Annotated in this window: 16 protein-coding genes; 15 read left to right on the top strand and 1 reads right to left on the bottom strand. The window is 52.3% G+C overall.

Features of this window, described 5'->3' with window-relative positions:
- Positions 1-2 precede the first annotated feature (2 nt).
- The 7 genes from ET33_RS36595 to ET33_RS22310 all read left to right on the top strand — a co-directional run bounded on the left by ET33_RS36595 (position 3) and on the right by ET33_RS22310 (position 11,527).
- The gene (locus tag ET33_RS36595; protein WP_051775517.1) at positions 3-1,451 is read left to right on the top strand and encodes a glycosyltransferase; all 1,449 of its coding nucleotides are present in this window, start codon (positions 3-5) and stop codon (positions 1,449-1,451) included.
- Positions 1,452-1,473: 22 nt separating this feature from the next.
- Positions 1,474-5,148, top strand: a complete 3,675-nt coding sequence (locus tag ET33_RS22335; protein ID WP_036686958.1) for a carboxypeptidase regulatory-like domain-containing protein — start codon at positions 1,474-1,476, stop codon at positions 5,146-5,148.
- Positions 5,149-5,362: 214 nt separating this feature from the next.
- Entirely contained in the window at positions 5,363-6,307 is a 945-nt protein-coding gene (locus ET33_RS22330; protein WP_081890438.1) for a sugar-binding transcriptional regulator, read from the top strand.
- Positions 6,308-6,783: 476 nt separating this feature from the next.
- Positions 6,784-7,977: a NupC/NupG family nucleoside CNT transporter gene (locus ET33_RS22325; protein WP_036686951.1), complete on the top strand. Its 1,194-nt coding sequence runs from the start codon at positions 6,784-6,786 to the stop codon at positions 7,975-7,977.
- 39 nt (positions 7,978-8,016) lie between these two features.
- Positions 8,017-9,318, top strand: a complete 1,302-nt coding sequence (locus ET33_RS22320) for a pyrimidine-nucleoside phosphorylase (RefSeq protein ID WP_036686949.1) — start codon at positions 8,017-8,019, stop codon at positions 9,316-9,318.
- 42 nt (positions 9,319-9,360) lie between these two features.
- Positions 9,361-10,038, top strand: coding sequence for a deoxyribose-phosphate aldolase (deoC, locus tag ET33_RS22315; RefSeq protein WP_036686947.1), 678 nt, complete (start codon positions 9,361-9,363; stop codon positions 10,036-10,038).
- Positions 10,039-10,447: 409 nt separating this feature from the next.
- Entirely contained in the window at positions 10,448-11,527 is a 1,080-nt protein-coding gene (locus tag ET33_RS22310) for a lactonase family protein (protein ID WP_036686944.1), read from the top strand.
- A 42-nt stretch (positions 11,528-11,569) separates the two neighbouring features.
- Here ET33_RS22310 and ET33_RS36590 read toward each other — a convergent pair whose 3' ends face one another.
- On the bottom strand, positions 11,570-12,217 hold the full coding sequence (locus ET33_RS36590) for a HutD/Ves family protein (protein ID WP_051775516.1): 648 nt from the start codon (positions 12,215-12,217) through the stop codon (positions 11,570-11,572).
- A gap of 354 nt (positions 12,218-12,571) precedes the next feature.
- Here ET33_RS36590 and ET33_RS22300 point away from each other — a divergent pair, with 354 nt between their 5' ends.
- The 8 genes from ET33_RS22300 to ET33_RS22265 all read left to right on the top strand — a co-directional run bounded on the left by ET33_RS22300 (position 12,572) and on the right by ET33_RS22265 (position 24,185).
- Positions 12,572-13,267 (top strand): response regulator transcription factor, encoded by a 696-nt coding sequence (locus ET33_RS22300; protein ID WP_036686942.1) that lies wholly within the window; start codon positions 12,572-12,574, stop codon positions 13,265-13,267.
- Positions 13,257-14,363 carry a sensor histidine kinase gene (locus ET33_RS22295; RefSeq protein ID WP_036686939.1) on the top strand — a complete coding sequence of 369 codons (1,107 nt, stop codon included), beginning with the start codon at positions 13,257-13,259 and terminating at the stop codon, positions 14,361-14,363. The genes ET33_RS22300 and ET33_RS22295 overlap by 11 nt, the downstream gene beginning before the upstream one ends.
- Positions 14,364-14,541: 178 nt before the next feature.
- On the top strand, positions 14,542-15,105 hold the full coding sequence (locus ET33_RS22290; protein ID WP_051775515.1) for an RNA polymerase sigma factor: 564 nt from the start codon (positions 14,542-14,544) through the stop codon (positions 15,103-15,105).
- 347 nt (positions 15,106-15,452) lie between these two features.
- On the top strand, positions 15,453-17,348 hold the full coding sequence (locus ET33_RS22285; RefSeq protein ID WP_036686936.1) for a PrkA family serine protein kinase: 1,896 nt from the start codon (positions 15,453-15,455) through the stop codon (positions 17,346-17,348).
- 205 nt (positions 17,349-17,553) lie between these two features.
- Positions 17,554-18,231, top strand: a complete 678-nt coding sequence (locus ET33_RS22280; protein ID WP_036686931.1) for a response regulator transcription factor — start codon at positions 17,554-17,556, stop codon at positions 18,229-18,231.
- Positions 18,228-19,613: a sensor histidine kinase gene (locus ET33_RS22275; protein WP_036686926.1), complete on the top strand. Its 1,386-nt coding sequence runs from the start codon at positions 18,228-18,230 to the stop codon at positions 19,611-19,613. Before ET33_RS22280 ends, ET33_RS22275 begins: the two co-directional genes overlap by 4 nt.
- 123 nt (positions 19,614-19,736) lie before the next feature.
- Positions 19,737-22,847 (top strand): efflux RND transporter permease subunit, encoded by a 3,111-nt coding sequence (locus ET33_RS22270; protein WP_036686922.1) that lies wholly within the window; start codon positions 19,737-19,739, stop codon positions 22,845-22,847.
- A 21-nt stretch (positions 22,848-22,868) separates the two neighbouring features.
- A complete protein-coding gene (locus ET33_RS22265; protein ID WP_036686919.1) occupies positions 22,869-24,185 on the top strand; it encodes an efflux RND transporter periplasmic adaptor subunit in 1,317 nt (438 codons plus the stop codon).
- Positions 24,186-24,197 lie beyond the last annotated feature (12 nt).

The raw sequence follows: 24,197 nt of genomic DNA, 5'->3' as shown, positions 1-24,197 counted from the left end.
CTATGCATCCGCGTCATGAAATGATAACTCATTTGTTAAGACAACAACGATATCAAGAAGCGGAAGCCCACGCCGTTGAACACGTCCGATTATTCCCCATAGATGGGCAGGGGTGGGTTCTGCTGGGAGAGGCGTTATTGCATCAACAGAACGGTAAAATGGCGCGTCTTATGTTTGAGCGGGCGCATCTTTTGGACCCCGAAGCAACTTGGATGCCATCAGCGTATCGAGAACTGGAGAAAACCCCTGCCGGTGCGCCAAGGCAGGATATCGTCGATTTGCTGCAAACAAAACCGGTTAGCGTATCGGCAGCTATTATTGTCAAAAATGAAGAGCGCTGCATTAAACGTTGCCTTGATAGCATCATCGGGGTATTTGACGAGATCGTTGTTGTAGATTCCGGTTCAACAGATAAAACGTTGTCGATCCTAACGGATTACCCAATCGTGAAAATTCATCAAACGGTATGGAACGATAGTTTTTCGCAATTGCGTAATGAAGCACTGGCCCTCGTCACCTCGGATTGGGTGTTTTGGCTGGATGCGGACGAGTGGCTTCATCCCGAAGATCAGGCAAATATTCGAACGGCGGCGGCGCTTTACTCTGGTTTAGGTCATATTATCCCGGTGCTTCATGTCGGATTGATCAACCAAGTGAAGGGTACAGAGGTATGCGACTATTCCGTACCCCGTTTATTCCCGGCTGGGCGGGGACTTTATTATAGCGGCCGAATTCATGAACAAATCGCTACGCAGGAAGAAGGAATATTTACTTCCAACGTACTCCATAAACCGACCAAAATCAGAGTGTTCCATGACGGCTATGAAGCCTTTGTTAAAGAGGATAAAGATAAGTTTAACCGTAATATTCATCTCCTTCGTCTGATGACCCAAGAAGAGCCCGGAAACTCGGGGTGGTGGTATTTTTTGGGAAGAGAGACGATGTCCATGGGTGATTATGACAGCGCATTGGACTATTTGAGAAAATCCGAGGAGTATGCTCGGGCCAATCCCAAATTTGGCCGAATGCCTGAAGTTTATATGCTGATGACCCGGATATTGGCATCGCGCAACGAATGGGAGCAGGCTGAGGAATGCTGCCGCAAGGCGCTGAAGCTCCATTCTGATTTTCCCGATGCCCGTTACGCGCTCGCGGAGATACAGATGAGAAAAGCCCGCTTGCTGCTTCAAGAGGCCGAAGGACACATAGGAGCAGCTGTGGAAGGCTTTGGAACTTACCGGGGGACTGTAACTGCGGACCGCGATATTCTTGCATGGAAAGCCGATGTCCTAAAGGCCGATTTATTAGTTCATTCCGGGAAATTAGCAGAAGCGGGGTTAATGTTGAAAAAAGTAAGGCAAAGCCATCCCCAAATCTCGGTCCTGTCCAATAAATTAGCATTCTTTGATCTACAGCGAAGATTGCTTGATCAATACAACCAGGAAAGATGAAAACAGACGGAGGCGAGCATTCATGTTTTTGAGCAAAAGGATCATTACTCAAGTGCTCCTGATTTTGTCCCTGGCGATTGCTTTACCCGTTTCGGCTTTTGCGGATACAGCGCCGAATAGCAGTGCAGCCAAGACGACTGTAAGTGGGGGGGTGACGGACCGCAGTGGGAAGCCGATACCGAATGCAGCCGTGGTTGCTTTGGATAGCCGCGGCCAAACGGTTGCGCAGGATATCACCAAACCGGATGGCAATTACCGTCTGAACATGGTACCCGGAACGTATACGATTGAAGCCATTTACGAAACCGAGGGTTCCAACAGTTCCGTTACTGTCGGCTCGGATCAAACCAAGAATGCTAACTTTTCCTTGAATACGCTGCTGCTTAGCGGTGTTGTTGCGATAATCGGCTCCAACGGTCCGCTGCCTTCCGGCACAAAAGTGAGACTGATCGACGAGAATACAGGCTTTATGTATAATGAGGCTTCCGTTTCGCCGGACGGAGCTTTTGCGGTCCCGATCAATGAAGGCTCCTATACCGTGGCGGCATATTCGTCTCAAGACGAATCGTATTACGGCTCCGTATCGGGCCTTACAACGGATTCGTCGAAGTCTCCACTTACGATCAATCTTAATCCGGCCAGCAAAGTCAACGGTACGATTCAATCCGCATCCGGATTAAAAACAAAGTTCAAAGTAAAAGCCCTTAATCAACAGGGAAAGATATTGAACGAAACACGGGCAGATGAGAACGGTCACTATATGCTTGCGGTTCCTACAGGCCGAATAACCATCGTTGCAGCCGCAGAAAATGAAAAAGGCATACAAGCCAGCGCTGAAGCGACCATTGTGCCTGGCTCAACTACAATGAATCTGACGGTTATGAATTCCGGTTTGAAGGTGAGTCTGGCCAATGCGCCAACGAATTCCATTGGTCGTGTCCGCGTTTTTGATTTGTTAGGCAAAGCCTATGCTCCGGATGTCGAACCTTCCACACCCAACGGTACTTATGCATTTTTATTGCCGCCGGGGACTTATATTGTGAAAGCTAGCGCAGGGGCATACGCCGGTATTAGTCAGCCCGTAACTCTTGCATCCGGCAAAAATGAGTCTGTGGCGATTACGTTGGAGAATGCAGGTACGTTATCGGGTAAAGTATCTTATCCCAATAGCCGACCGCAAACAAGCTTTGAGGACATTTCCATTACCGTGCAAGATAAAAACGGGCAAGTTGTTGATAAGCTGGCACCGCTTCAAGATGGCAGCTATGAGACCGTTTTGCCTGTAGGAAATTATCGAGTTTCTGCGGCAGCAGGTGATTCAATCGCGGTAAAAGATAACTTGAATATTCCGGAAGGGCAGATTGGCACGTATGATCCGACGATAAATCCGACAGAAATCGCCGGTAAAGTGACCGAAGCGGACGGAACGATGATACGATATGCGACAATCGTTGCTTTGTCTCAGGACGGTAGCTCCTATTCTTTCACCACATCGAAGGAAGACGGGACATACTCGTTAAAGGTTCCGCCCGGAAACTATACATTAAAAACAATGCATTACCATAAAGTGGCGCTAAATAAAAATATTAGCGTCTCCCGAGGCTCAAGCGTTACGGTAAATCCGGTGTTAGGCGCGGCCGGCATATTCAATGGGTATATATCCAACGGGAAAACAAACGTAGGCGGAGCTTCGGCTATCGTACTCGATCAGACTCAGACGCCTGTCGATCGTATCGCCACTCACGCGGATACAGGTTTCTTTTCCTTGATGCTTCCGGCCGGCCAATATACCGTTGATAGTAAATCTTTTGACGGTAATCAGACACCGACTGCGATTACCGTTGCCGCGGAGCAAACGTTACATCAGAATTTGACAACGCAAACCGGTAAAATTGGTGGTACCATCTTCGCTGCCGATGGCAAAACGCCACTGGGTGGGGTAATCGTCCGCGCGAGTAATGAAGCTTATTCCAATTATACGAAAACAAACGGCGACGGCACGTTTGCCTTGTTTGTTACTGCCGGAACTTATACGTTGACAGCGGAGAAAAGCAATTTGGGAAGCATCACGAAAAACGTAGCCGTCAGTAAGGAAAAGGATGCATTCGTCCAAGCTTCATTGCAAACAAACGGCGTTGTGACGGGGAGAATTACGAACGGGTCTAACCCTGCAGCACAAGCATGGGTTAAAGTCTATGATTCTGCGGACAGCATGCTGCTTGAGAAAATACAAACAGGGCAGGACGGAGCCTTTTCCGTTACGTTGCCTGCCGGAAATTACGTCTTCAGAGCTGAGTCGGCCAGATTTGTTTCTGCCGAAACTCGCGTAACGGCATTGGCCGACAAGATCGTGGTTAACGATATGACGATTTATGCCTCAAGCGGCAAATCGACGGATAGTGGTTCGTCAAGCTCTAGCCAAGCTACCTCCGGATCTGCAGGTGGACTGCAACCAACTTCGAAACCGAACGCGTCAGAAGTCGTTCTGGATCCAAGCAAAGACGGAATGATTGTCAAAGAAACTAATAGCTTAGGACAAACAGTAACCAAAATAACGTTAGACAAGGACAAATTAGCCGCAGCTTTGCAAACGGCCAGCTCGGTAATCGTTCAAATCGATCGTGCCGACGAATTGACTAAAGTCGAGCTTCCGGCGGAGTCATTCCAAAATCCAGACAAAGATCAAGCCGGCGTCTTGATCACGTTACGTACAGATACAATGGAATATAAGCTGCCGGTTCACGTATTACGTACTTGGATCCAGTCCTTGACAACAATGCAAAACATCAAGATTACCGTAGCTATCGAGAAGCTGCCGTCAAGTATGAACGAGAAGATTATCAAGACGAATCAACTAATCGGCACACTGCTTCCCAACCCTCTGGATTTCAAAATTACGGCCGAAGGCAGCAACGGTTTATCGCAGGAACTAGTGAATTTCGGGGCTTATGTGGAGCGTAAAGTAATTGTTCCTGGCGCCATTCTCAACAGAGACCATGTTACAGCCGTTACGATTGATCCGGTTACCCATGAAGCGACCTTTATTCCTTCTTCTATTGAAAAAGGAGAGAATGCTTCTACAGTTAAAATTTTTTCGACCCATAATAGCATTTATACCGTAGTTACGTCCAATCATACCTTTGCCGACATTGCCGGACACTGGGCGGAATCGGATATCCAGCAACTGGCGTCGAAATTTATTGTAAAGGGTATGACCGACAAGCTCTACGAGCCCGATAAAAAAATCACGCGTGCGGAATTTACTTCGCTGCTTGTCCGTTCGTTAGGCCTGCTGGAAGATCCAAACTATGTAACCTTTAATGACATTCAGCCAAAAGATTGGTACGCCGGATCGGTCGGTACCGCAGTAAAAGCGGGTCTTGTGAACGGATTTGAGAACGGGACGTTTGAACCGAACGGCATCATTACCCGCGAACAGATGGCTGTTATGATTAACAGAGCGTTTAATGCAGCAGGAAGCGATCCGTCCTCCAAAGAAGCTGACATGCGGATAGACAAATTCAAGGATCGCGGAGCCATTAGCGAGTGGTCGGCTGCTTCCGTTGAACAAGCCGTTCGAACGGGGATCATCGAAGGAATGACCGATACGACGTTCGAGCCTTCTTTGAATTCGACGCGGGCTCAAGTCGCAACGGTGCTTAAGCGATTTTTGCAATACGTAAAATTCACCAACTAAAGATGTGCCGAGCACTAATCAATATTTGTCGGGTAAAGCGTCCCTAACTTGGAGTTGGGGACGTTTTTTACCGAGAATGATCGATCAGCCTTATTGTTTACCGTTTTGTGATTTTGAACTCGCACCGCAGTTTTGAGCTAAAACGCTTGCAGTGCGGCGGACATTTGTGTAACAATACATGGTAAAGTGTTCAGGGATGGAGATCGGGGGCTTTATGGAACAAGAGAAGCTAAAGAAAATGATCGAGGCCGCCAAGCTTTACTATTTGCTGGATTATAGCCAACAGGATATCGCGAACAAGCTGGAGGTTTCCCGGCCGACCGTCTCTCGTCTGCTGCAGCAGGCGAAAGAGGAAGGAATCGTCGAGATTCGCATCTCGGACCCGACCGAGGACCGTAAAATCCTGAGCGAGCAGTTGGAAGAGAAGTTCGGGCTGAAGCGGGCGCTGGTCGCGTCCATCCCGTTGTTCGAGGATCATGTGATCAAGCAGTATTTGGGCAAGCTGACGGCGGACTATTTGAGGGAAATCGTCCAAGACGGCGACATTATCGGCACCATCTGGGGAACGACCATCTATCAGGTGGCGACGCATCTGGAGCACAAAGCGCTGAAGGATGTCCGAATCGTCCAACTGAAGGGCGGCGTCAGCCATTCCGAGAAGAAGACGTACGCCTCGGAAACGCTTCATTTGTTCGGGATGGCGTTCGATGCAACGCCTTACCAGCTGCCGCTGCCAGCCATCGTCGACCACGTAGTGGTGAAACAGGCGATTGAGGCGGACCGCCACATCCGGAAGCTGCTTGACATGGGGAAGCAGGCGAATATCGCTTTGTTCACGGTTGGCGTGCCCCGGACGGATTCGCTGCTGTTCCAGCTCGGCTATTTCACGGAGCAAGATATGCAGCTGATCGCCGATCATGCGGTAGGGGATATCGCTTCCCGATTCTTCGATAAAAACGGCGCCATTTGCAACGAGACGCTGAATGCCCGTACGATCGGGATCGAGCTGCACGAGCTAAAGACAAAAGACCAATCGATCCTCATCGCAGGCGGGTTGAAAAAGATCGAAGGCATCCGCGGCGCGTTGAAAGCGCAGTATGCGAATGTGCTGGTAACGGACCAGTATACGGCCAAAATATTATTGGAGCAAGAAGGATAACGCAATTATCGGATTCGGCATCCTGTTAAAAGAGTAAGGAACCATCCAGGCGCAAGCTTGAATGGTTTCTTTTTTTATCTAATCGAAGAACGAATGTGAATGATTGACTATACAAATGATCGGAAAATCAGGGGTTTGAAACCGGAATCAAGAAGGTGAACCATAGGAAACGCAACTTATTCCACAAATTGTTCAAAATTGCTTTGTTGGAAAGAACAAAAGTTCAATAATATATTTACATTTGTTCAATCGCTTGTTATAGTTACATTGTAACGAAGCCGCTTCGAAACAATATCCTATTTAAAGCACATAAAAACTTCATGGCGAAGGAAATGCTAAAATGACAGCATCGTACAGACCCGTTATTTAATCTTCGTGTTCGATGTTGAAGCTTTTTTGCATTCGTTGCTAACGCTTTCAATCGACAGTTCACTTCTCTATTACGTATCAAATTAGACGAGGCTGGAGGAATTCCGATGAAATTTTTATTCGTAGTAGCCGGATTGCTGCTGGTGTTTGCGGTGGGGTATTTGTTCAGCAACAACCGGAAAGGAATCCGCAGCAGACCGATTCTGGCTATGCTCGTTACGCAAATTGTGCTGAGCTTTATCATATTGAATACGAAGATCGGTCTGGAGCTGATCACGTTCGTCTCCCGATTGTTCAGCAAGCTGATGGAATTCGGGGTAGGCGGCGTCAACTTCGTATTCGGCGGCTTGGAAAATCAGGGCGCTTCGACCTTTTTTATCAACGTGCTGCTGCCAATCATATTTATCTCGATTCTGATCGGCATCCTAAACTATGTGAAGGTGCTGCCGTTCGTCATCAAATATGTGGGGCTGGCGCTCAGCAAATTGAACGGCATGGGCCGGCTGGAAAACTATGTGGCGGTTTCCGCCGCGCTACTCGGCCAGTCGGAAGTGTTCCTGACGACGAAGAAGCAGCTTAGCCAGGTCACGAAGCAGCGGCTGTATACGCTTTGTACATCGGCGATGAGCGCGGTCAGCATTTCGATCGTCGGAGCCTACATGACGATGCTTGAACCGAAGTACGTCGTGGTCGCCATCGTGCTGAACATTTTCTCAGCGCTGATTATCGCTAACATTATTAACCCGTATAAGCTCGATCCGGAGGAAGAAGAGGCGACGGTTGTGGCCGATGAGGAGCATCATCCGAAGGAATCGTTCTTCCAGATGATCAGCGAAAGCATTATGGACGGCTTCAAAGTGGCGATTATCGTGGGCGCGATGCTCATCGGTTTTATCGCTTTGATGAATATGATCAACTACGTATTCGAGCTGATCTTCCACATTTCGTTCCAATCCGTGCTCGGCTATATTTTCGCACCGGTCGCGTTCCTGATGGGCATTCCATGGAGCGAAGCCGTGCAGGCGGGAGGCATCATGGCGACGAAGCTTGTGACCAACGAATTCGTTGCGATGCTCAGCTTCAAAGACATTGCTTCAGGCTTATCGCCCCGTACGGTCGGGATCGTCTCGGTATTCCTGGTTAGCTTTGCGAACTTCAGCTCTATCGGCATTATTACCGGCGCGGTGAAAGCGCTGAACGACAAACGGGGAGACGAGGCTGCGCAGTTCGGTTTGAAGCTGCTGCTCGGCTCGACGCTGGCCTCGATTTTGTCGGCCACGCTCATCGGGCTGTTCCTATAAATATTCGATTACTATACTAAACACGGGGAGACGAGAAACATGAGAATGGTTGATTTGATTGCCCGCAAGCGTGACGGTCACGAGCTTAGCAAGACGGAAATTGATTTCATCGTGCAAGGCTATACGAACGGAACGATCCCGGATTACCAGATGTCCTCGTTTCTGATGGCGGCCTTCTTCCGCGGCATGACCCCGATAGAGACGGCGAATATGACGATGGCTATGGTGGCGTCGGGAGATACAATCGATCTGTCCGCTATCGAAGGCGTCAAGGTGGACAAGCACAGCACCGGAGGCGTCGGCGATACGACGACGATCGTTCTTGCGCCGCTCGTTGCCGCAGTCGGCGTTCCCGTAGCGAAGCTGTCCGGGCGCGGACTCGGCCATACCGGGGGCACGGTGGACAAGTTCGAAGCGATTCCGGGATTCCAGGCCGAAATCAGCAGCGAACAGTTTATTAAGCAAGTGAACGAAGTGAAAGTTGCGGTGACTGGGCCGACCGGAAACCTGACCCCGGCGGATAAAAAGATTTACGCGCTTCGCGATGTGACCGGGACGGTCAATTCGATCCCGCTGATGGCCAGCTCGATCATGAGTAAAAAGATCGCTTCCGGTTCCGACGCTATCGTGCTGGACGTCAAGGTAGGCGCCGGTGCGTTCATGAAAGACCTGGACAGCGCCAAGGCGCTGGCGAAGGCGATGGTGGACATCGGCAACAACGTGGGACGCAATACGATGGCGGTCATTTCCGATATGAATCAGCCGCTCGGCTTTGCGATCGGCAATGCGCTCGAAGTGAAGGAAGCGATCGATACGCTGCGCGGGGAAGGTCCCGAAGATTTGCACGAACTATGCTTGACGCTTGGCAGTCATATGGTATATTTGGCAAAGCAGGCTTCCAGCGTGAGCGAAGCGCGGAGCAAGCTGGAGGAAGCGATTTCCAGCGGGCGGGCTTTGGAGACGTTTAAAGCGTTCATTGCCGCGCAGGGCGGAGACGCGTCGATCGTAGACGACCCGTCCAAGCTGCCGGCTGCCGCATACCGGATCGAGGTGAAGGCGAAGGAAGCGGGCTATGTCTCGGAGATCGTTGCCGACAGCATCGGCACCGCGGCGATGATCTTGGGCGCGGGACGCGCAACGAAGGAATCCGAGATCGATCTAAGCGTCGGCCTGATGCTGCACAAAAAAATCGGTGACGAAGTGAAGCCCGGGGATACGCTTGTTACCATTCACAGCAATCGCGAAACGGTAGATGACGTGATTGAGAGCATCTACGAATCGTACACCATCGCCTCTGGCAAGGTGGAACATCCGGTTCTGGTGCACGCGGAAATTCATTAAACTTAGTTTCGAGGGTTGAAAAACGAACGGAGGAGTAAGCAGATGACAACGAACGAAATCGCTCGATTGATCGACCATACCTTATTAAAAGCCGATGCTAGCCGTGAGGCGGTGATCCGGTTGGCGGAGGAAGCGAAGCAATACCGTTTCGCCTCGGTGTGCGTCAATCCGGCACAGGTGAAGACAGCTTATGAAGTGCTGAAGGACACGCCCGACGTGAAGGTGTGCACAGTCATCGGCTTTCCGCTGGGGGCGACCATGCCGGAAGTGAAGGCGTTCGAAGTCCGGGAAGCTATCGCTGCCGGAGCGACGGAAGTCGACATGGTGATCAATATCGGAGCGCTTAAGGATAAGCAGGACGATCTGGTGGAACAGGACATCCGGGCTGTTGTGGAAGCAGCCAAAGGCAAGGCGCTGACAAAGGTCATCATCGAAACCTGCCTCTTGACCGACGAAGAGAAGGTGCGGGCCTGCCGTTTGGCGGTGAAGGCCGGCACGGATTTTGTGAAAACGTCGACGGGCTTTTCGACCGGCGGAGCTACGGCAGAGGATATCGCGCTGATGCGCAAAACGGTAGGTCCTGACATCGGAGTGAAGGCGTCCGGCGGCGTGCGCAGCCTGGAGGATGTCCAGGCGATGATTAAAGCGGGAGCTACCCGGATCGGCTCCAGCTCCGGTGTATCGATCGTCAAAGGCGAGCAGTCTAGCAGCGCGTACTAATTTGTAACCCGAACGAGGCGCTCCGGAAAAGGGTCCGCGACGCGACATTTATTTAGACTTCAAGGACCTTCTATTATGGGAGGTCCTTAAAGTTGTTGAGAAAGTGGGCTTTTACAAAAATAGAGATGCAAACGGAGGTGGGGTATCCACTGGAGAAGCGATAGCGGCCGCCTTTGTCTTCGGGAAATGTCCGCTAACAAGCGGCTTCCAATCAAATTTCCCGAGGACAACAGCGGTCGGAAGTGGATACCCCGCCCCATCGTAACCTCTATTATCTCAATTGACCACTTTCTTAACAAACTCAGGCCTTCCTTACGGGAGGTCCCTTTTAACATGTGGCCCGGTTGCCTGAGGCCGGCGGATTTGCGATAATGCCTATAGGACATGAATGAGATAGAGAGGTGTTTGAATGGAGAGCAAGAAGAAGATCTTCGCTTTTTTGGGATCGTATGCGGATGCAGCCGACCCGGGCTTGTACGCCTGCAGGTTCGATCCCGATACCGGAAGTCTCGAGCTGACCGATCAAACGGCCGGGCTGCAGAATCCGACGTTTCTGGATGTGAATGTTGAAGGCTTGAAGCTATATGCCATAACGGAAGGAACCGATTCCGAAGGCAAGCGCTGCGGGGCTGCCGCGGTATACGGATTCGATCCCGAAACCGGCAAGCTGTCGCTGCTCGGCAAAGAACTGACGGTGCCGGCGACGACGTGTCATATTACTTTGGACCGCACCCATACATACATCATGGTCGCAAGCTACCACGGCGGCATGATCGGGCTGTCCCCGCTGCTGGAGGACGGACGCATAGGCAAGACCGCGGACATCCGCCGGCACGAAGGCTCCAGCGTCCTGCCCGTGCAAAATCAGGCGCGCGCGCATTCCGTATTCGTCGACCGTTCCAACCGCTACGCCGTCGTCTGCGATCTGGGGCTGGATCGCGTCTTTACTTACAAACTCGACGTCGCTGCCGGACAACTGCTTCCTCATGACGAAGTTCGGGTAGCGCCCGGGTCGGGACCGCGGCACTTTGTTTTTCATCCGTCACTGCCTTACGGCTATGTTATCAACGAGCTGAGTTCAACGATCACGGCATTCTCCTACGATCCGGAGAACGGTAAGCTTGGCGAAATACAAACCGTCTCGACGCTGCCTGCTTCATATGAAGGGGATAATGCGTGCGCCGATATTCACATCTCGCCGGACGGCAAATTTCTGTACGGCTCCAATCGCGGATATGACAGCATCGCGGTGTATGCCATCGACTCCTCGACCGGCAAACTCACGCTCGTCGAGCATGCTTCGACGCTTGGAGGACATCCGCGGAACTTCGCGCTTTCGCCGGACGGACGCTTCCTGCTCGTAGCCAACCGGGATTCGAATCAAATCGTGACGTTCGCGCGGGACTCGGCAACCGGGAAGCTTCTTCCTACGGGGGACAGACTGGATGTGTCCAAGCCCGTGTGCATCAAGTTTGCGGCAATCGGTTAGTTTATGGCGGAGGTCCTTGTTTACAAGGGCCCCCGTCGTTTTTTATTTTGATCCGCCCGCTTCTTGACAGATAGTGATGCGTACCACATGAACTGGAGCCCCAGCCTTCGCATAGCGGAACACTATCGGCTTCTCCGGCCATCCGTTGATTTTATAAATGAGCAAGTCTCCTTGACGCAGCACAACGGACAAATCGCTGCCCGATGAAAATTCCACATCCCCGTCAACCGGATGTATGCATTCGTAGCTCACCGTATCCGCAGCCGGCCCCGAACGCTGCACATCCTCTCTATAACAATCGCGGACCAGAACAGGCAGCATGTCGGCCGAGTAGCCGGGCCCCAGCATCACGTTGAGGTCGTTCCCCTTTCCCCGACATCGGGTCGTCCAAGCCCCGTCAAAGCGGTCTTGATCAAAAGGCTTCAGCACGGCCGTATGCTGCTGCTCGTGCTCCAGCACAAATTCGCCTTGCGTTGCCATCAGCAATCTCCGGTAGCCGGGCAGACTCGTGAAGACGGACTCCTCCGCATGAATCGCCGCCCTGCTGATTCGCCAGTCGAAATTCCGCTGCTCATATGACGCGTCTTCCGGATAGATCGCCATTTGCGTCGTGGCTCCTCCCGACCAGCTCGCCGTTTTTTGATCCTCTTGCCGAATCATTTTGACCGAAAAACCCATCGAATCGATCACATCGCTTTCTTGTTCTTAGGATGAACATACAACGGGACGATTCAGGAATCAAGGCTTGTCCGGTATTGTTAGATTTTAGCAAGGAAGCGTAACCTTTTCGTAAGCTTTACTTAGCTTTCGGTTAACGAACAGGCGGTAAAGTAAGGAAGCGCACTTTGCTAGGAATCGTTAACCGTGACGGGGACGATCAGGTTATTGCCGCCAGAAAAGGGGAGGGGAAGCGATATGTCCGCAGCATGATGAAGGAAGACATCCGTATGGTTGTACGGCATCGAGAAAAGCCGAGTCGTTGATTTCCTTCCCGGAACGTGGTAATCTGCCGTTAAACTAACCGGTTAAGGAAGGTAGAATTGAATGAACAAACGCATCCTCATCGTCGACGACGATCACAAAATCGCGAATTTGCTTGAAATTTATTTGAAAAATGAAGGCTACGAGGTGATTAAGGAACATAATGGAATCGACGCCATAAGACGGATCGAGGAGGAGACCGTCCATCTGGTCATTTTGGACGTGATGATGCCCGAATTGGACGGCATGGAGGTGTGCCGCAAAATCCGCGAGGACAAGACGACGCCGATCCTGATGCTAAGCGCCAAGGACGAGGATATGGACAAAATTTTAGGCCTGATGACGGGGGCCGACGATTATATGGGCAAGCCCTTTAACCCGCTGGAGCTGGTAGCAAGGGTCAAGTCGCTGCTGCGGCGGTCGTATTTCAGCGCGCAGACAGCTCAGCCGGATGCGGAGGGGATCATCAAGATCAAATCGATGCAAATCGATAAACGCAACCATGCCGTTACGATTGACGAGCGCCCGATCAAGCTGACGCCGATCGAATTTGGCATTTTATTTTTGCTTGCCAGCCACCCGGGCCGGGTTTTCGGATCGGAGGAAATTTTCGAGCTGATCTGGAAAGAAAAATATTTTGAGGCGAACAACTCCGTCACGGTGCATATCAGCCGGCTGCGCGAGAAGCTGGAGAAGGAAATGGCGGGAGAAAAGCTGATTCACACGGTGTGGGGGGTAGGCTACAAAATTGAGAACTAACTGGAGAGTCGCGGTGCCGCTCTTCTGGAGCGTATTAACGACTGCGGTCGTGCTGGCGGTCATTTCGACGATCGCCAAGTCGATTTATTTTTCCAAGCTGTCTTTAAATTCGCTGTTTATTTGGATAAATTATTATATCGGTTACCCCGATATTTACTATCTTACAGCGTTGCCTTTGTTTATGCTGTCGGCCATATATTTTTTCAAACGGGAAAAAGACGCCCGCTACCACAGATACCTGATCCATATTATCGAGGACGTACAGCGGATCGCCGACGGCGACTTCGATCATAAGGTGCCTGTGCAGTCCATCGGCGAGCTGGGCCAGTTGGCCGGGAACATCAACCAGGTCGTCGAGCGGCTCAAGACGTCGATCGACGAGGAACGGCGGGCCGAGTCCACCAAGAACGAACTGATTACGAACGTTTCCCACGATCTGCGGACTCCGCTCACTTCGATTACCGGATATCTCGGTTTGATCGAGCAGGACCGTTATCGGGACGAAGTGGAGCTGCGTTATTATGTCAACATGGCATACGAGGAATCGCAGCGGATGTTTCAATTAATTCAGGATCTATTCGAATATACCCGCTTAAGCAATATTACGGGGGCGACGATCCAGAAGGCTCCGATCAATCTGGTCGAAATGATGCGCCAGCTTTTCGCGCAGTTCCGGCTGCAGCTTCAGGAGGCCGGGATCGAGCAGCATATGACCTTTTTCGAGCCGCAGCTGCTGGTCATGGCCGACGGCAATAAGCTCCGGCGGGTATTCGAGAATTTAATCTCCAATGCGATCAAGTACGGCAGTGAAGGGAAATATCTTGAGGTGCTGGGCTTCAAGGAAGGGAACGAAGCTGTGATCCAGATCATCAATTACGGCGAAACGATCCCGCAAACCGATCTGCCTCATATTTTCGAACGGTTTTACCGCGTGGAGAAATCCCGCGCGACGCATACCGGGGGTTCCGGCATCGGCTTGGCCATCGCCAAAAGCATCGTCGAGCTGCACGGAGGAACCATTGTCGCATCCAGCGACGAGGAGCGAACCGTCTTTACGGTGCGCCTGAATGTCCTGGGGGAGAAGGCCAATTCTTAAGAAATTGTACATGAAACGTGTCGAACCTGCAGGGGTTGGCGCGTTTTTTTTCGTCTTTATATAGAAAATCTTAAGAATTTCGTTAACTTTTCTTAGTTCATCGTTAAGTAATGGAGTTCATAATAAAGAAAAAAAGCGCTCCGGAAGCGCTCGTTTGTCGGAGGAGGCTTGGATAGAGATGCCGCAAAAATTAGAACAAACCAGCAATTGTCGTAACTTGGAAAATCGCCCGTCCTCCAAGGATGAGGCTCTTTTTAGATCATGGATGGAACAACACCGCCGCGAGGTATGGAGTTATGCCTACGGATTAACACGTAAACACGATGTGGCCGACGATATTACCCAGGATGTGTTTTTGAAGGCTTACCGCCGAATCGCTTCGTTTCGGGGCGACGGCTCCGTCCGGGCATGGCTGCTCACGATCACCCGCAATACCGTGTTCGATTATCGGAGAAGCTCCTATTTTCGCAAAGTTACGGTTATGGACAGGATCGAGACGGAGAAGGCCCATACGTCCGCGGAGGAGGAGTATTTGAGGCGTGAGGATAGCCGCGAAATGTTCGGGAAAATTCTGGAGATGCCTTTGCCGTTTCGGGATGTGCTGCTGCTTAAGGCAAAATACGAACTGAAGCCCGGCGAAATCGCCTCCTATTTAAAGCTCCCGCTCACGACGATCAAAACAAGACTGCATCGGGCGCGAAAAGAAGCCGTCCGGCGCCTCCAAGTCGAGGGGCGCCCGTAACGGCTCCCCGGATATTCCCACGCCCCGGTATGCGCCTCCGCCGCGCTTAAAAATTCCCACCGTTTCGCCCTTCCTTTCGTCTTTCCGTCCGGGCAAGCCTACGCGCTTCTTTTCCGATTTTGTCAGAAATTTTCGGTCAACTTCCCTTTGCTTTCTGCATAGGTATTTATTACACTTCAAATCCGAAGAAGAAGCCGGGGCCGAAGCCCGGAAGCGGCGGCTATCGGCGTTACGCATCGTTTCGAAGCGCGTATCCTTTCGAAGCCGGTTTTGCTTAGTGCAAAACCCATAAGCGTATCCTTTCGAAGCCAGTTTTGCTAAAGCAAAACTCGTAGGAGGTCAAGATCATGAATATATTCAAGAAAATCGCCAACTATCGCACGGAAACCGAAAGGCTGGCCTGGACCGGAACCTTCGCCGAGTACATCGAGATGCTCCGCCGGCATCCGCATTTGGCTATGACGGCGCATGCACGGGTGTACGAAATGATTGCCTCCCACGGCATCCTGGAGGAAAATGGGCGTCGAAAGTATAACTTTTTCGAAAAAGAGATTTTCGGGCTCGATTCTGCGATTGAGAAGCTGGTGGAAGAATATTTCCATTCGGCGGCGCGTCGGTTGGACGTCCGCAAGCGGATCTTGCTTTTGATGGGGCCGGTCAGCGGCGGGAAGTCGACCATTGTCACGATACTCAAGCGCGGACTTGAGCAGTTCTCGCGTACGGATCAGGGTGCTGTACATGCGATCAAAGGCTGCCCGATGCATGAGGAGCCTTTGCACTTAATTCCGCATGAGCTGAGAAGCGAGGTCGAGCAGGAATTCGGCGTAAAGATCGAGGGCAACCTGTGCCCCTCCTGCCAAATCCGGCTGCGGGATGATTATGGGGGACGCATCGAAGACGTGCTGGTGGAGCGCGTGCTGCTGTCCGAAGATAACCGCGTAGGCATCGGGACGTTCAGCCCGTCCGATCCGAAATCGCAGGATATCGCCGACCTGACGGGGAGCATCGATTTCTCCACGATTACCGAATACGGCTCGGAATCCGATCCGCGGGCTTACCGTTTCGACGGAGAGCTGAATAAGGCCAACCGGGGTTTGATGGAGTTTCAGGAAATGCTGAAATGCGACGAGAAGTTTTTGTGGAACCTGCTGTCCCTCACACAGGAAGGCAACTTTAAAGCCGGACGGTTCGCTTTGATTTCGGCAGACGAGCTCATTATCGCCCATACGAACGAATCCGAATATAAATCGTTTATTGCCAATAAAAAGAACGAGGCGCTCCAATCGCGGATGATCGTTATGCCGATTCCTTACAATTTGAAGGTGTCGGATGAAGAGAAAATTTACGCCAAGCTGATTAAGCAAAGCGACATGAAGCATGTGCACATTGCGCCTCACTCACTGAGGGCCGCAGCGATTTTCTCGATTTTGACCCGGTTGAAGGAATCCAAGAAGCAGGGGATGGATCTCGTCAAAAAAATGCGCATGTATGACGGCGAAGAAGTCGAAGGGTATAAGGAAGCGGATTTGAAGGAGATGCAGAGCGAATATTTGGAGGAAGGCATGAGCGGAATCGATCCCCGCTATGTCATCAACCGGATTTCCAGCGCGCTGATCCGGCAAGGTCTGGAATTTATCAATGCGCTGGATGTGCTGCGGGCACTCAAGGACGGTCTGGACCAGCACCCATCCATTACGAAGGAGGAGCGGGAGCGGTACTTGAACTTCATCTCCATCGCGCGCAAGGAGTATGACGAACTGGCCAAGAAAGAGGTGCAAAAAGCGTTCGTCTACTCGTTCGACGAATCGGCGAAGACGCTGTTCAACAACTACCTCGACAATATCGAGGCGTACTGCAACTGGACCAAAATCAAGGACCCGCTGACCGGTGAAGAGATGGACCCGGACGAGAGGCTGATGCGTTCGATCGAAGAGCAGATCGGCATATCGGAAAATGCGAAGAAAGCGTTCCGCGAGGAGATATTGATCCGGATGTCCTCCTATTCGCGCAAAGGGAAGCGGTTCGACTACAGCAGCCATGAGCGGCTGCGCGAAGCGATCGAGAAGAAGCTGTTCGCCGATCTGAAGGACATTGTCAAAATTACGACGTCTACCAAAACGCCCGACGAAAACCAGTTAAAGCGGATCAACGAAGTCATCAAGCGTCTTGTCGAGGAACACGGCTATACGACCGCCTCGGCCAATGAGCTGCTGCGGTATGTCGGCAGCCTGTTGAACCGGTAAATCACGTTAACCCTGAAGATCGTCCTCCTCCGTCCCTGGCGGCCGGAGGGACGATTTTTTTTGCTATCCCCAAAATCCGTTAGCTGGACCCGCCAATTTGTAAAGTTTTATTTAGAAGCAGGTTTACTTGAAATACGGCCTGCGAGTCCATTATCATGAAGGTACTGTGATTTACCGGATTTTTCGGTTTTTGGGGGGACTTTTGATGATTACCGTATTGATCGTGGATGACGACCGGCATATTCGGGAGCTGATCCGAGTCAGTCTGCGCGAGGAGGGCTACCGCCTGCTGGAGGCGGAGAACGGGCAGGACGCCTGGAAGCTGCTGCAGGAAACCCGGGTGGAGCTGGTCATCCTCGACATTATGATGCCGTTTATGGACGGCTGGGAGCTGAGCCGTCATATTCGGATGCAGCAGGCGGATCTTCCGCTGCTGATGGTAACCGCCAAGGGCGAAACAGGAGACAAGGTCAAGGGCTTCGAACTGGGAACGGACGATTATTTAGTCAAGCCGTTCGATCCGTTGGAGCTGGTCGTGCGGGTGAAGTCGCTTCTGAAGCGATACCGGATCCATGCGTCGGAAACCGTGCAATTCGGCCGGATCGAGCTGAACAAGAGAAGCCATGAGGTTCTGAAAGGCGACGAGAAGCTAACGCTTCCGCTCAAAGAATTCGAGCTGCTCTACAAGCTGGCGAGCCACCCGAATCAAATTTTTACAAGGAACCAGCTCATCGAACAAATCTGGGGACACGATTACGAGGGGGACGACCGTACTGTGGACGTTCATATTAAGCGGCTCCGAGAACGGTTTGCGGACGAGACGGACAGCTTCTCCATCCGCACCATCCGGGGGCTTGGCTACAAGCTTGAGGTGAACGGATGATCAAGACGCTCTACACGCGAATGGTGCTCGTGTATTTGGCGGCGGTCATCTTCGGGTTAGTTGTCGCTTTTTTGATTATGGGCCTTATTTTCTCGGAGAGACTGAACGCGCAGCTCCGGGAAGACATGACCCTGGTGGCTCAAGATTTGATCGAAACCTATGAAGCGACGGACAATGTCGATTTCAATATGTATATGCTTAACCGCAAGCTTGCCAGGCCTTTCTTCATCAGGGTATACGACGAGGCAGGCAAAGAAGCGTTATACGGATATACCGATGTCGAGACGAGAAAGGTCATCACTCCGCAGGAAATCGCCCAGGTGCTGCGCGGGGATGAGGTTTGGAACGAGTCGAGCATGGATGTCAGCGTACTGGGTTACCCGGTGAAGTTCCAAGGCCATTCGTATGCGATGTTTTTGCAGCCGGCCACGAACAAGTCCGATCGGCTCCTGTCAAGCTATTTGAACATCTCGCTTATCAACGCCCTGATTATCGGCAGCGTCTTCATCCTGGTGGCCGGCCGTTATTTGGTCAAACCGATCAAGCGCATGACCCGAGCGGCCAGGCGGATGGCCAAGGGCGATTTCAATATCGGCTTCGATTGGAAATTTCGTAAGGACGAATTGGGCGAGCTTGCCCAAAGCTTCACCGAGATGGCCGGAGAGCTTAAGCAGATGGAGCGGATGCGGCAGGATTTCGTGTCCAACGTCTCACACGAGATTCAGTCTCCGCTTACGTCGATCGCCGGATTTTCCAAGCTGCTGCGGGAGAAGGCGATGTCGGAGGAGGAGCGTCGGCAATATCTGGAGATCATTCAGACGGAGGCGGAACGGTTGTCCCGGCTCAGCGAGAACTTGCTCAAGCTCGCTTCGCTTGAATCGGAGCATCACCCGTTTCACCCGTCGACGTATGCGCTGGACGAACAGCTTCGCAGCGTCATCGTAGCCACGGAGCCGATCTGGTCGGCCAAAAAACTGGAGCTCGACTTGACGCTGCCCACGGCGAAAATTTATGCCGATGCGGATCAGCTCAGTCAAGTGTGGATGAATCTGATCGCCAACAGCTTGAAGTTCACGCCGGAGGGCGGCATGGTGCGGGTGCGGCTGCTCCCGGGCACCGACCGGATTCAGGTCCGGATCGGCGATACGGGCATCGGGATCTCCGAGGAGGATCAGGCCCGCATTTTTGACCGGTTTTATAAGGCGGACCGGGCCAGGAACCGGGAAAAAAGCGGCAGCGGACTGGGACTTGCCATCGTGAAAAAAATCGTCGATCTGCATAACGGCACGATCGAGGTGCGCAGCAAGCCCGGGCAGGGCACCGTCTTTACGGTTACGCTGCCCAGCTTCTCCGGCAAGCGTCACGCATCGGACAAGAAATAACAACGTGAAAGATCAACCAAATCGGGTTGATCTTTTTTTTGTCCGGTTCACGCTCCGTTCATATTTGCAAGGTAAAGTAATTTCCAGAATCGGATGGACATTTATAAAGGAGCGAGGAGTGGAATGAACGGACTGATTAAATTTTCGATGAAGAACGTCGCGGCAGTTATCATCATCGTCGCCATGCTGCTCGGCGGCGGGATGTTTTCGGCCTCGAAGCTGAAGAAGGAGAACTACCCTAACATCTCGTTCCCTGCGGTTTTCATCAGCACGACCTACCCGGGATCGCCAAAAGATGTGATGGACAACGTGACGAAGCCGATCGAAGATAAGCTGGCGAATATACCGGACCTTGACCAGCTGACTTCGACCTCTAACGACAACAATTCTTTCATCACGGTGATGTTCAAGCATGGGGTAGACTTGGACAAGAAAAAGCGAGAAGTCGAAAACTTGATCCAGGATGTCAGTTTACCTTCTACGGCGCAAAGGCCGAAGGCCATGACGTTCGGGTTCTCGTCGATGCCGGCCTATTATCTGGTCGTGTCGGCGAACGAAGGCGTGAGTCAAACCGAGCTCGACAAGCTGTATAAGGACAAGATCAAACCGGGGTTCGAAGGCATTAAAGGCATCGACCATATTACAGCCATCGGCAACCGGGAAACGACGATGGACATCCAGCTTAATGCCGACGCCCTGAGCGCCTTCGGCTTGACGCCATCGCAGGTGATAGCTTCGATCGAATCCGCGCTGTCCAAAGGCCCGATCGGCTCCGTCGAGCTGAGCGGTAACGATAAGATGGCCCGCGTATCCGGCGATTTGGACAGCTTGTACGCTTTGGAGCAGCTGGAGCTGAACCTAGCCTCCGGCGGAACGGTCCTTTTGTCTCAAGTGGCGAAAGTTTCCGCCGTGACGGACTCCAAATTCATGGCCAGACTCGACGGCAAGGCAGCGCTCGGTATTCATTTGTTTAAAACAAGCGATGCAAACGCGGTGGAGTTTTCAGATGCCGCAGACAAGCTGATGAGCAATTGGAAGACGACGATGCCGAACGTCACCTTCCGCTCGATCTTTAACACGGCCGACGAAGTGAAGGAATCGATCAGCGGCATGCTGCGGGAAGGCGTGATGGGCGCGCTGCTCGCTTCGCTCATGATTCTTATCTTCCTGCGCAACGTGCGGATGACGCTTGTGGTTCTCGTCTCGATTCCACTGTCCATGCTGATCACGCTGATGCTGCTGCAGTATTTAAACATCACGCTCAACATGATGACGCTAGGCGGTATGTTTATCGCCGTCGGACGGGTCGTGGACGATTCGATCGTCGTAATCGAAAATATTTATACATCACTGGAAAAAGCGCAGGAGCGCAACGAATCGGTCATCCTGATGGCGACCAGGCAGGTGGCCATGGCCATTACGTCCTCGACGATTGCAACCGTGGCCGTATTCGCTCCGATCGGGATGGTCAGCGGAATTGTCGGCGAAATCTTCCGGCCGTTCGCCATTACGATAGCCGTTGCCTTGATGGCTTCGTTATTGGTGGCATTGACCGTCATTCCGATGCTCGCCAAGCTGCTGGTACTGCGGGGCAAGCAATTCAAAGCGCACGACGAAACGAAAGTCGGCCGATTCACTTTAATGTACGAATCGATTCTGGAGTGGTCATTGACGCACCGGATCAAGTCGCTGCTCATTTCGGGCGTTCTGTTTATCCTTTCGATCGTCATTACCATACCTAATTTGGCTATCGCCTTTTTTCCGGACGGCGCTCAACCGCGCAATATGTACTATACCGTGAAGCTTCCCTACGAGACCTCCTATGCTGCGACCGATCTCAAATCCAAGGAATTGGAAGCGATGCTGACGGAGAGCAAGGATTCCAACGGTGATCCCGTATTCCGTTACGTGGAGGCGCTCGTCGGGTATAACGGTGGAGACGGGCCTAATAACGACCGGGTACCCTATGCGTTCCAGCTCTTTGTGGAAATGAACGATAATGTGAAGCCCGATCAAGTCAGGGATCAATTCAAGAACGCGATTTTGGCCGAGCTGCCGAAGGGTTCCGAAGTTCTTCCTTCTTCTCTCGGCGGAGGAGGTCCGTCTACGACTGACTTCGGGTACACCCTGTACGGAGACAATCAGAAGGATTTGGTTGCCGCAGCGGGGATTATCAAGAAGAAGCTGGCGGAGTTCCCGGAGCTTTATGAAGTGAAGGACGCGTTAAGTGATGCCAAAACCGTAGTCGATATCGTTGTGGACCAGAAAAAAGCGCGTACGTACGGCTTAGATGTCAGCACGATCCGCGAAACGGCTCGGGGCTGGGTTCAGAAGCAGCAACTCGGCGATATTAAGCTGGACGACGTAACGTACAAGACAACCGTTTCTCTTAGTAAAAAGGATAAAGATACGCTTGAGAAGCTTGGCCGGCTTCCGATTTCAACGAAAACGGGAACCGTCTATTTGAACGAAGTGGCCAAAATCCGCGAGGTGGAGGCTCCGGCGAGCATTTCCCGGAAAACCCAAAAGCAAGAGGTCTCCATCACCGCGAAAATCAATAGCCCGAATAAAAACGGCGTCAGTCTCCAAGTGAACGAGGCTCTGAAGACCCTCGAGCTGCCGGAGGGGGTAACACGCGAGCTCGGAGGGGTCAACAAGGACACCGACGAAAGCTTCAGCCAACTGTATATGGCGATGGCCATCGCGGTATTTATCGTATATCTGGTCATGGTGCTGGCCTTTGGCAACGCCTCGGCGCCGTTCGCCATTCTGTTCTCGCTGCCGCTTGCGGCTATCGGCGGTTTGCTGGCGCTGCTCATGACAAGGGAGTCGCTGAACGTCACGTCGATGATCGGCTTCATGATGCTGATCGGGATCGTCGTTACGAACGCCATCGTACTGCTTGAACGGGTGCAGCAGCTTCGGGAAGAAGGGTACACGGTGCGCCACGCGCTGATGGAAGCGGGCAAGGTCCGCTTGCGCCCGATTATTATGACCGCTGCGGCGACGATCATGGCGCTGCTGCCGCTCGCGCTTGGATTTGCGCATGGCACCTTGATTTCCAAAGGACTTGCGGTTGTCGTTATCGGCGGCTTGACGACTTCGACCATTCTCACGCTGGTCGTCGTGCCGATCGTCTATGAAATGATCGAAAGCTGGAAAAACCGGATTTCCGGTTGGTTTAACCGAAAAAAACCAGACGACGGTTCGAAGCCGGCGACGATAGAGATGTAACGAAGGAGGAGGCACGGAAAGATGAGAAAGGTTAGAAAAGACATTGCGATGAAGAAAGTCCTCACGCTTCGGGTCCTCGCCTTATTGGCAGCGGCCGCCCTGCTTGCGGCAGGCTGCTCGGCCCCTGGCGCCAAGGGAGAATCCACGGTTGACCTCAAGCTGGATAACCGCCCGGTGAAGACGGAGGCGGTCGCCAAGCGCAAAATTAGCGATCCGCGCGAACAGGTGGCGGAAGTGGTGGGGATGTCCGCCATGGACGTCATCCCGAAGGCGAGCGGTCAGATTACTCAAGTCTTGAAGAAACGCGGAGATGTCGTGCAGGCGGGCGAGGTGTTGTTCCGAATCGACAATCGCGAGGCCGAATCGTCCTTGAAAAAAAGCCAGCTCAAGGTGAAGAGCTCGGAGCAGACGCTTACGAAAACAGTGGAGGACAACGCCAATTCCCGCCGCAATTTGCAGGACGAGATTACGAAGGCGGAGCAGAAGGTTAGCGACGCGGAGAAAGACTACAACAAAATGCGCAACGATTTTGACGCAGGCACAGCAACGCAGCGTCAGGTGGAACAGGCCGAGCAGGCGCTGAAGAATGCCCGCATGGATGTGCAGGCGCAGCGCAACAAGCTGACAGCTCTGGACAAAACGAATTCGCTGGCTGACCAGCAGACGGAGGTAGAGTCCTCGCGGATCAGCTTGGATGAGGCTCAGCGGTCGCTTGAGAATTATGACGTCAAAGCGCCTGTCAGCGGGGTGCTGACGGATTATACGATAGAGCTTGGCGGGACCGTCTCGCCTAACGGCAAGATAGGGCAAGTTCAGCAGATCGATCCGATCAAGCTGAAGGTCGAGCTGTCGGAGCCGTCGTATGAGCTGGTCAAAAACAAGCAGGAGCTTACCTATTACAGTCCGGATAATCCGGCCGAGAAAGGAAAGGCCAAAATTACGTTTTTATCGAATGTCATGAGCGCAGCGACCAAATCGTATTCTCTTGAGCTGGAAGTCCAGAATCCGGATCAGAAGCTGAAACCGGGTACCCGGGCCGTAGTTCAACTCACCACCGAGGCGGAGGAGCAGGTTGCAGCCGTTCCGACGCTCAGCATTGTCCGCGAAGAATCGAATTCGTTCGTCTTCGTGCTTCAAGGGGATAAGGTCCAGAAGCGTAAAATCAAGCTGGGACGTATCAGTGACGCTTACCAGGAGGTACTGGATGGCGTCAAGGAAGGAGAGCAAATCGTAACGAGCGGGCAGCATCAGCTGAAGGACGGGCAGAAGGTGGAAGTGGCCAAACCGGCCCCCCAAGGCCAGCCCTCTCCTGCGGCTCAAGAGCCGGCTAAAAAATAAGATCCACTGCAT

The organism is Paenibacillus tyrphae (assembly GCF_000722545.1).
GTDB classification, from domain to species: domain Bacteria; phylum Bacillota; class Bacilli; order Paenibacillales; family NBRC-103111; genus Paenibacillus_G; species Paenibacillus_G tyrfis.
The sequence above is the reverse complement of the archived record's forward strand: the minus strand, read 5'-3'. Positions and strand labels throughout refer to the sequence as shown.

Bases quoted from the DNA above. Each gene is read 5' to 3' on its own strand.
- ET33_RS36595 (WP_051775517.1), top strand. From the start codon at position 3: ATGCATCCGCGTCATGAAATGATAACTCATTTGTTAAGACAACAACGA.
- ET33_RS22335 (WP_036686958.1), top strand. From the start codon at position 1,474: ATGTTTTTGAGCAAAAGGATCATTACTCAAGTGCTCCTGATTTTGTCC.
- ET33_RS22330 (WP_081890438.1), top strand. From the start codon at position 5,363: ATGGAACAAGAGAAGCTAAAGAAAATGATCGAGGCCGCCAAGCTTTAC.
- ET33_RS22325 (WP_036686951.1), top strand. From the start codon at position 6,784: ATGAAATTTTTATTCGTAGTAGCCGGATTGCTGCTGGTGTTTGCGGTG.
- ET33_RS22320 (WP_036686949.1), top strand. From the start codon at position 8,017: ATGAGAATGGTTGATTTGATTGCCCGCAAGCGTGACGGTCACGAGCTT.
- deoC (WP_036686947.1), top strand. From the start codon at position 9,361: ATGACAACGAACGAAATCGCTCGATTGATCGACCATACCTTATTAAAA.
- ET33_RS22310 (WP_036686944.1), top strand. From the start codon at position 10,448: ATGGAGAGCAAGAAGAAGATCTTCGCTTTTTTGGGATCGTATGCGGAT.
- ET33_RS22300 (WP_036686942.1), top strand. From the start codon at position 12,572: ATGAACAAACGCATCCTCATCGTCGACGACGATCACAAAATCGCGAAT.
- ET33_RS22290 (WP_051775515.1), top strand. From the start codon at position 14,542: ATGCCGCAAAAATTAGAACAAACCAGCAATTGTCGTAACTTGGAAAAT.
- ET33_RS22285 (WP_036686936.1), top strand. From the start codon at position 15,453: ATGAATATATTCAAGAAAATCGCCAACTATCGCACGGAAACCGAAAGG.
- ET33_RS22280 (WP_036686931.1), top strand. From the start codon at position 17,554: ATGATTACCGTATTGATCGTGGATGACGACCGGCATATTCGGGAGCTG.
- ET33_RS22275 (WP_036686926.1), top strand. From the start codon at position 18,228: ATGATCAAGACGCTCTACACGCGAATGGTGCTCGTGTATTTGGCGGCG.
- ET33_RS22270 (WP_036686922.1), top strand. From the start codon at position 19,737: ATGAACGGACTGATTAAATTTTCGATGAAGAACGTCGCGGCAGTTATC.
- ET33_RS22265 (WP_036686919.1), top strand. From the start codon at position 22,869: ATGAGAAAGGTTAGAAAAGACATTGCGATGAAGAAAGTCCTCACGCTT.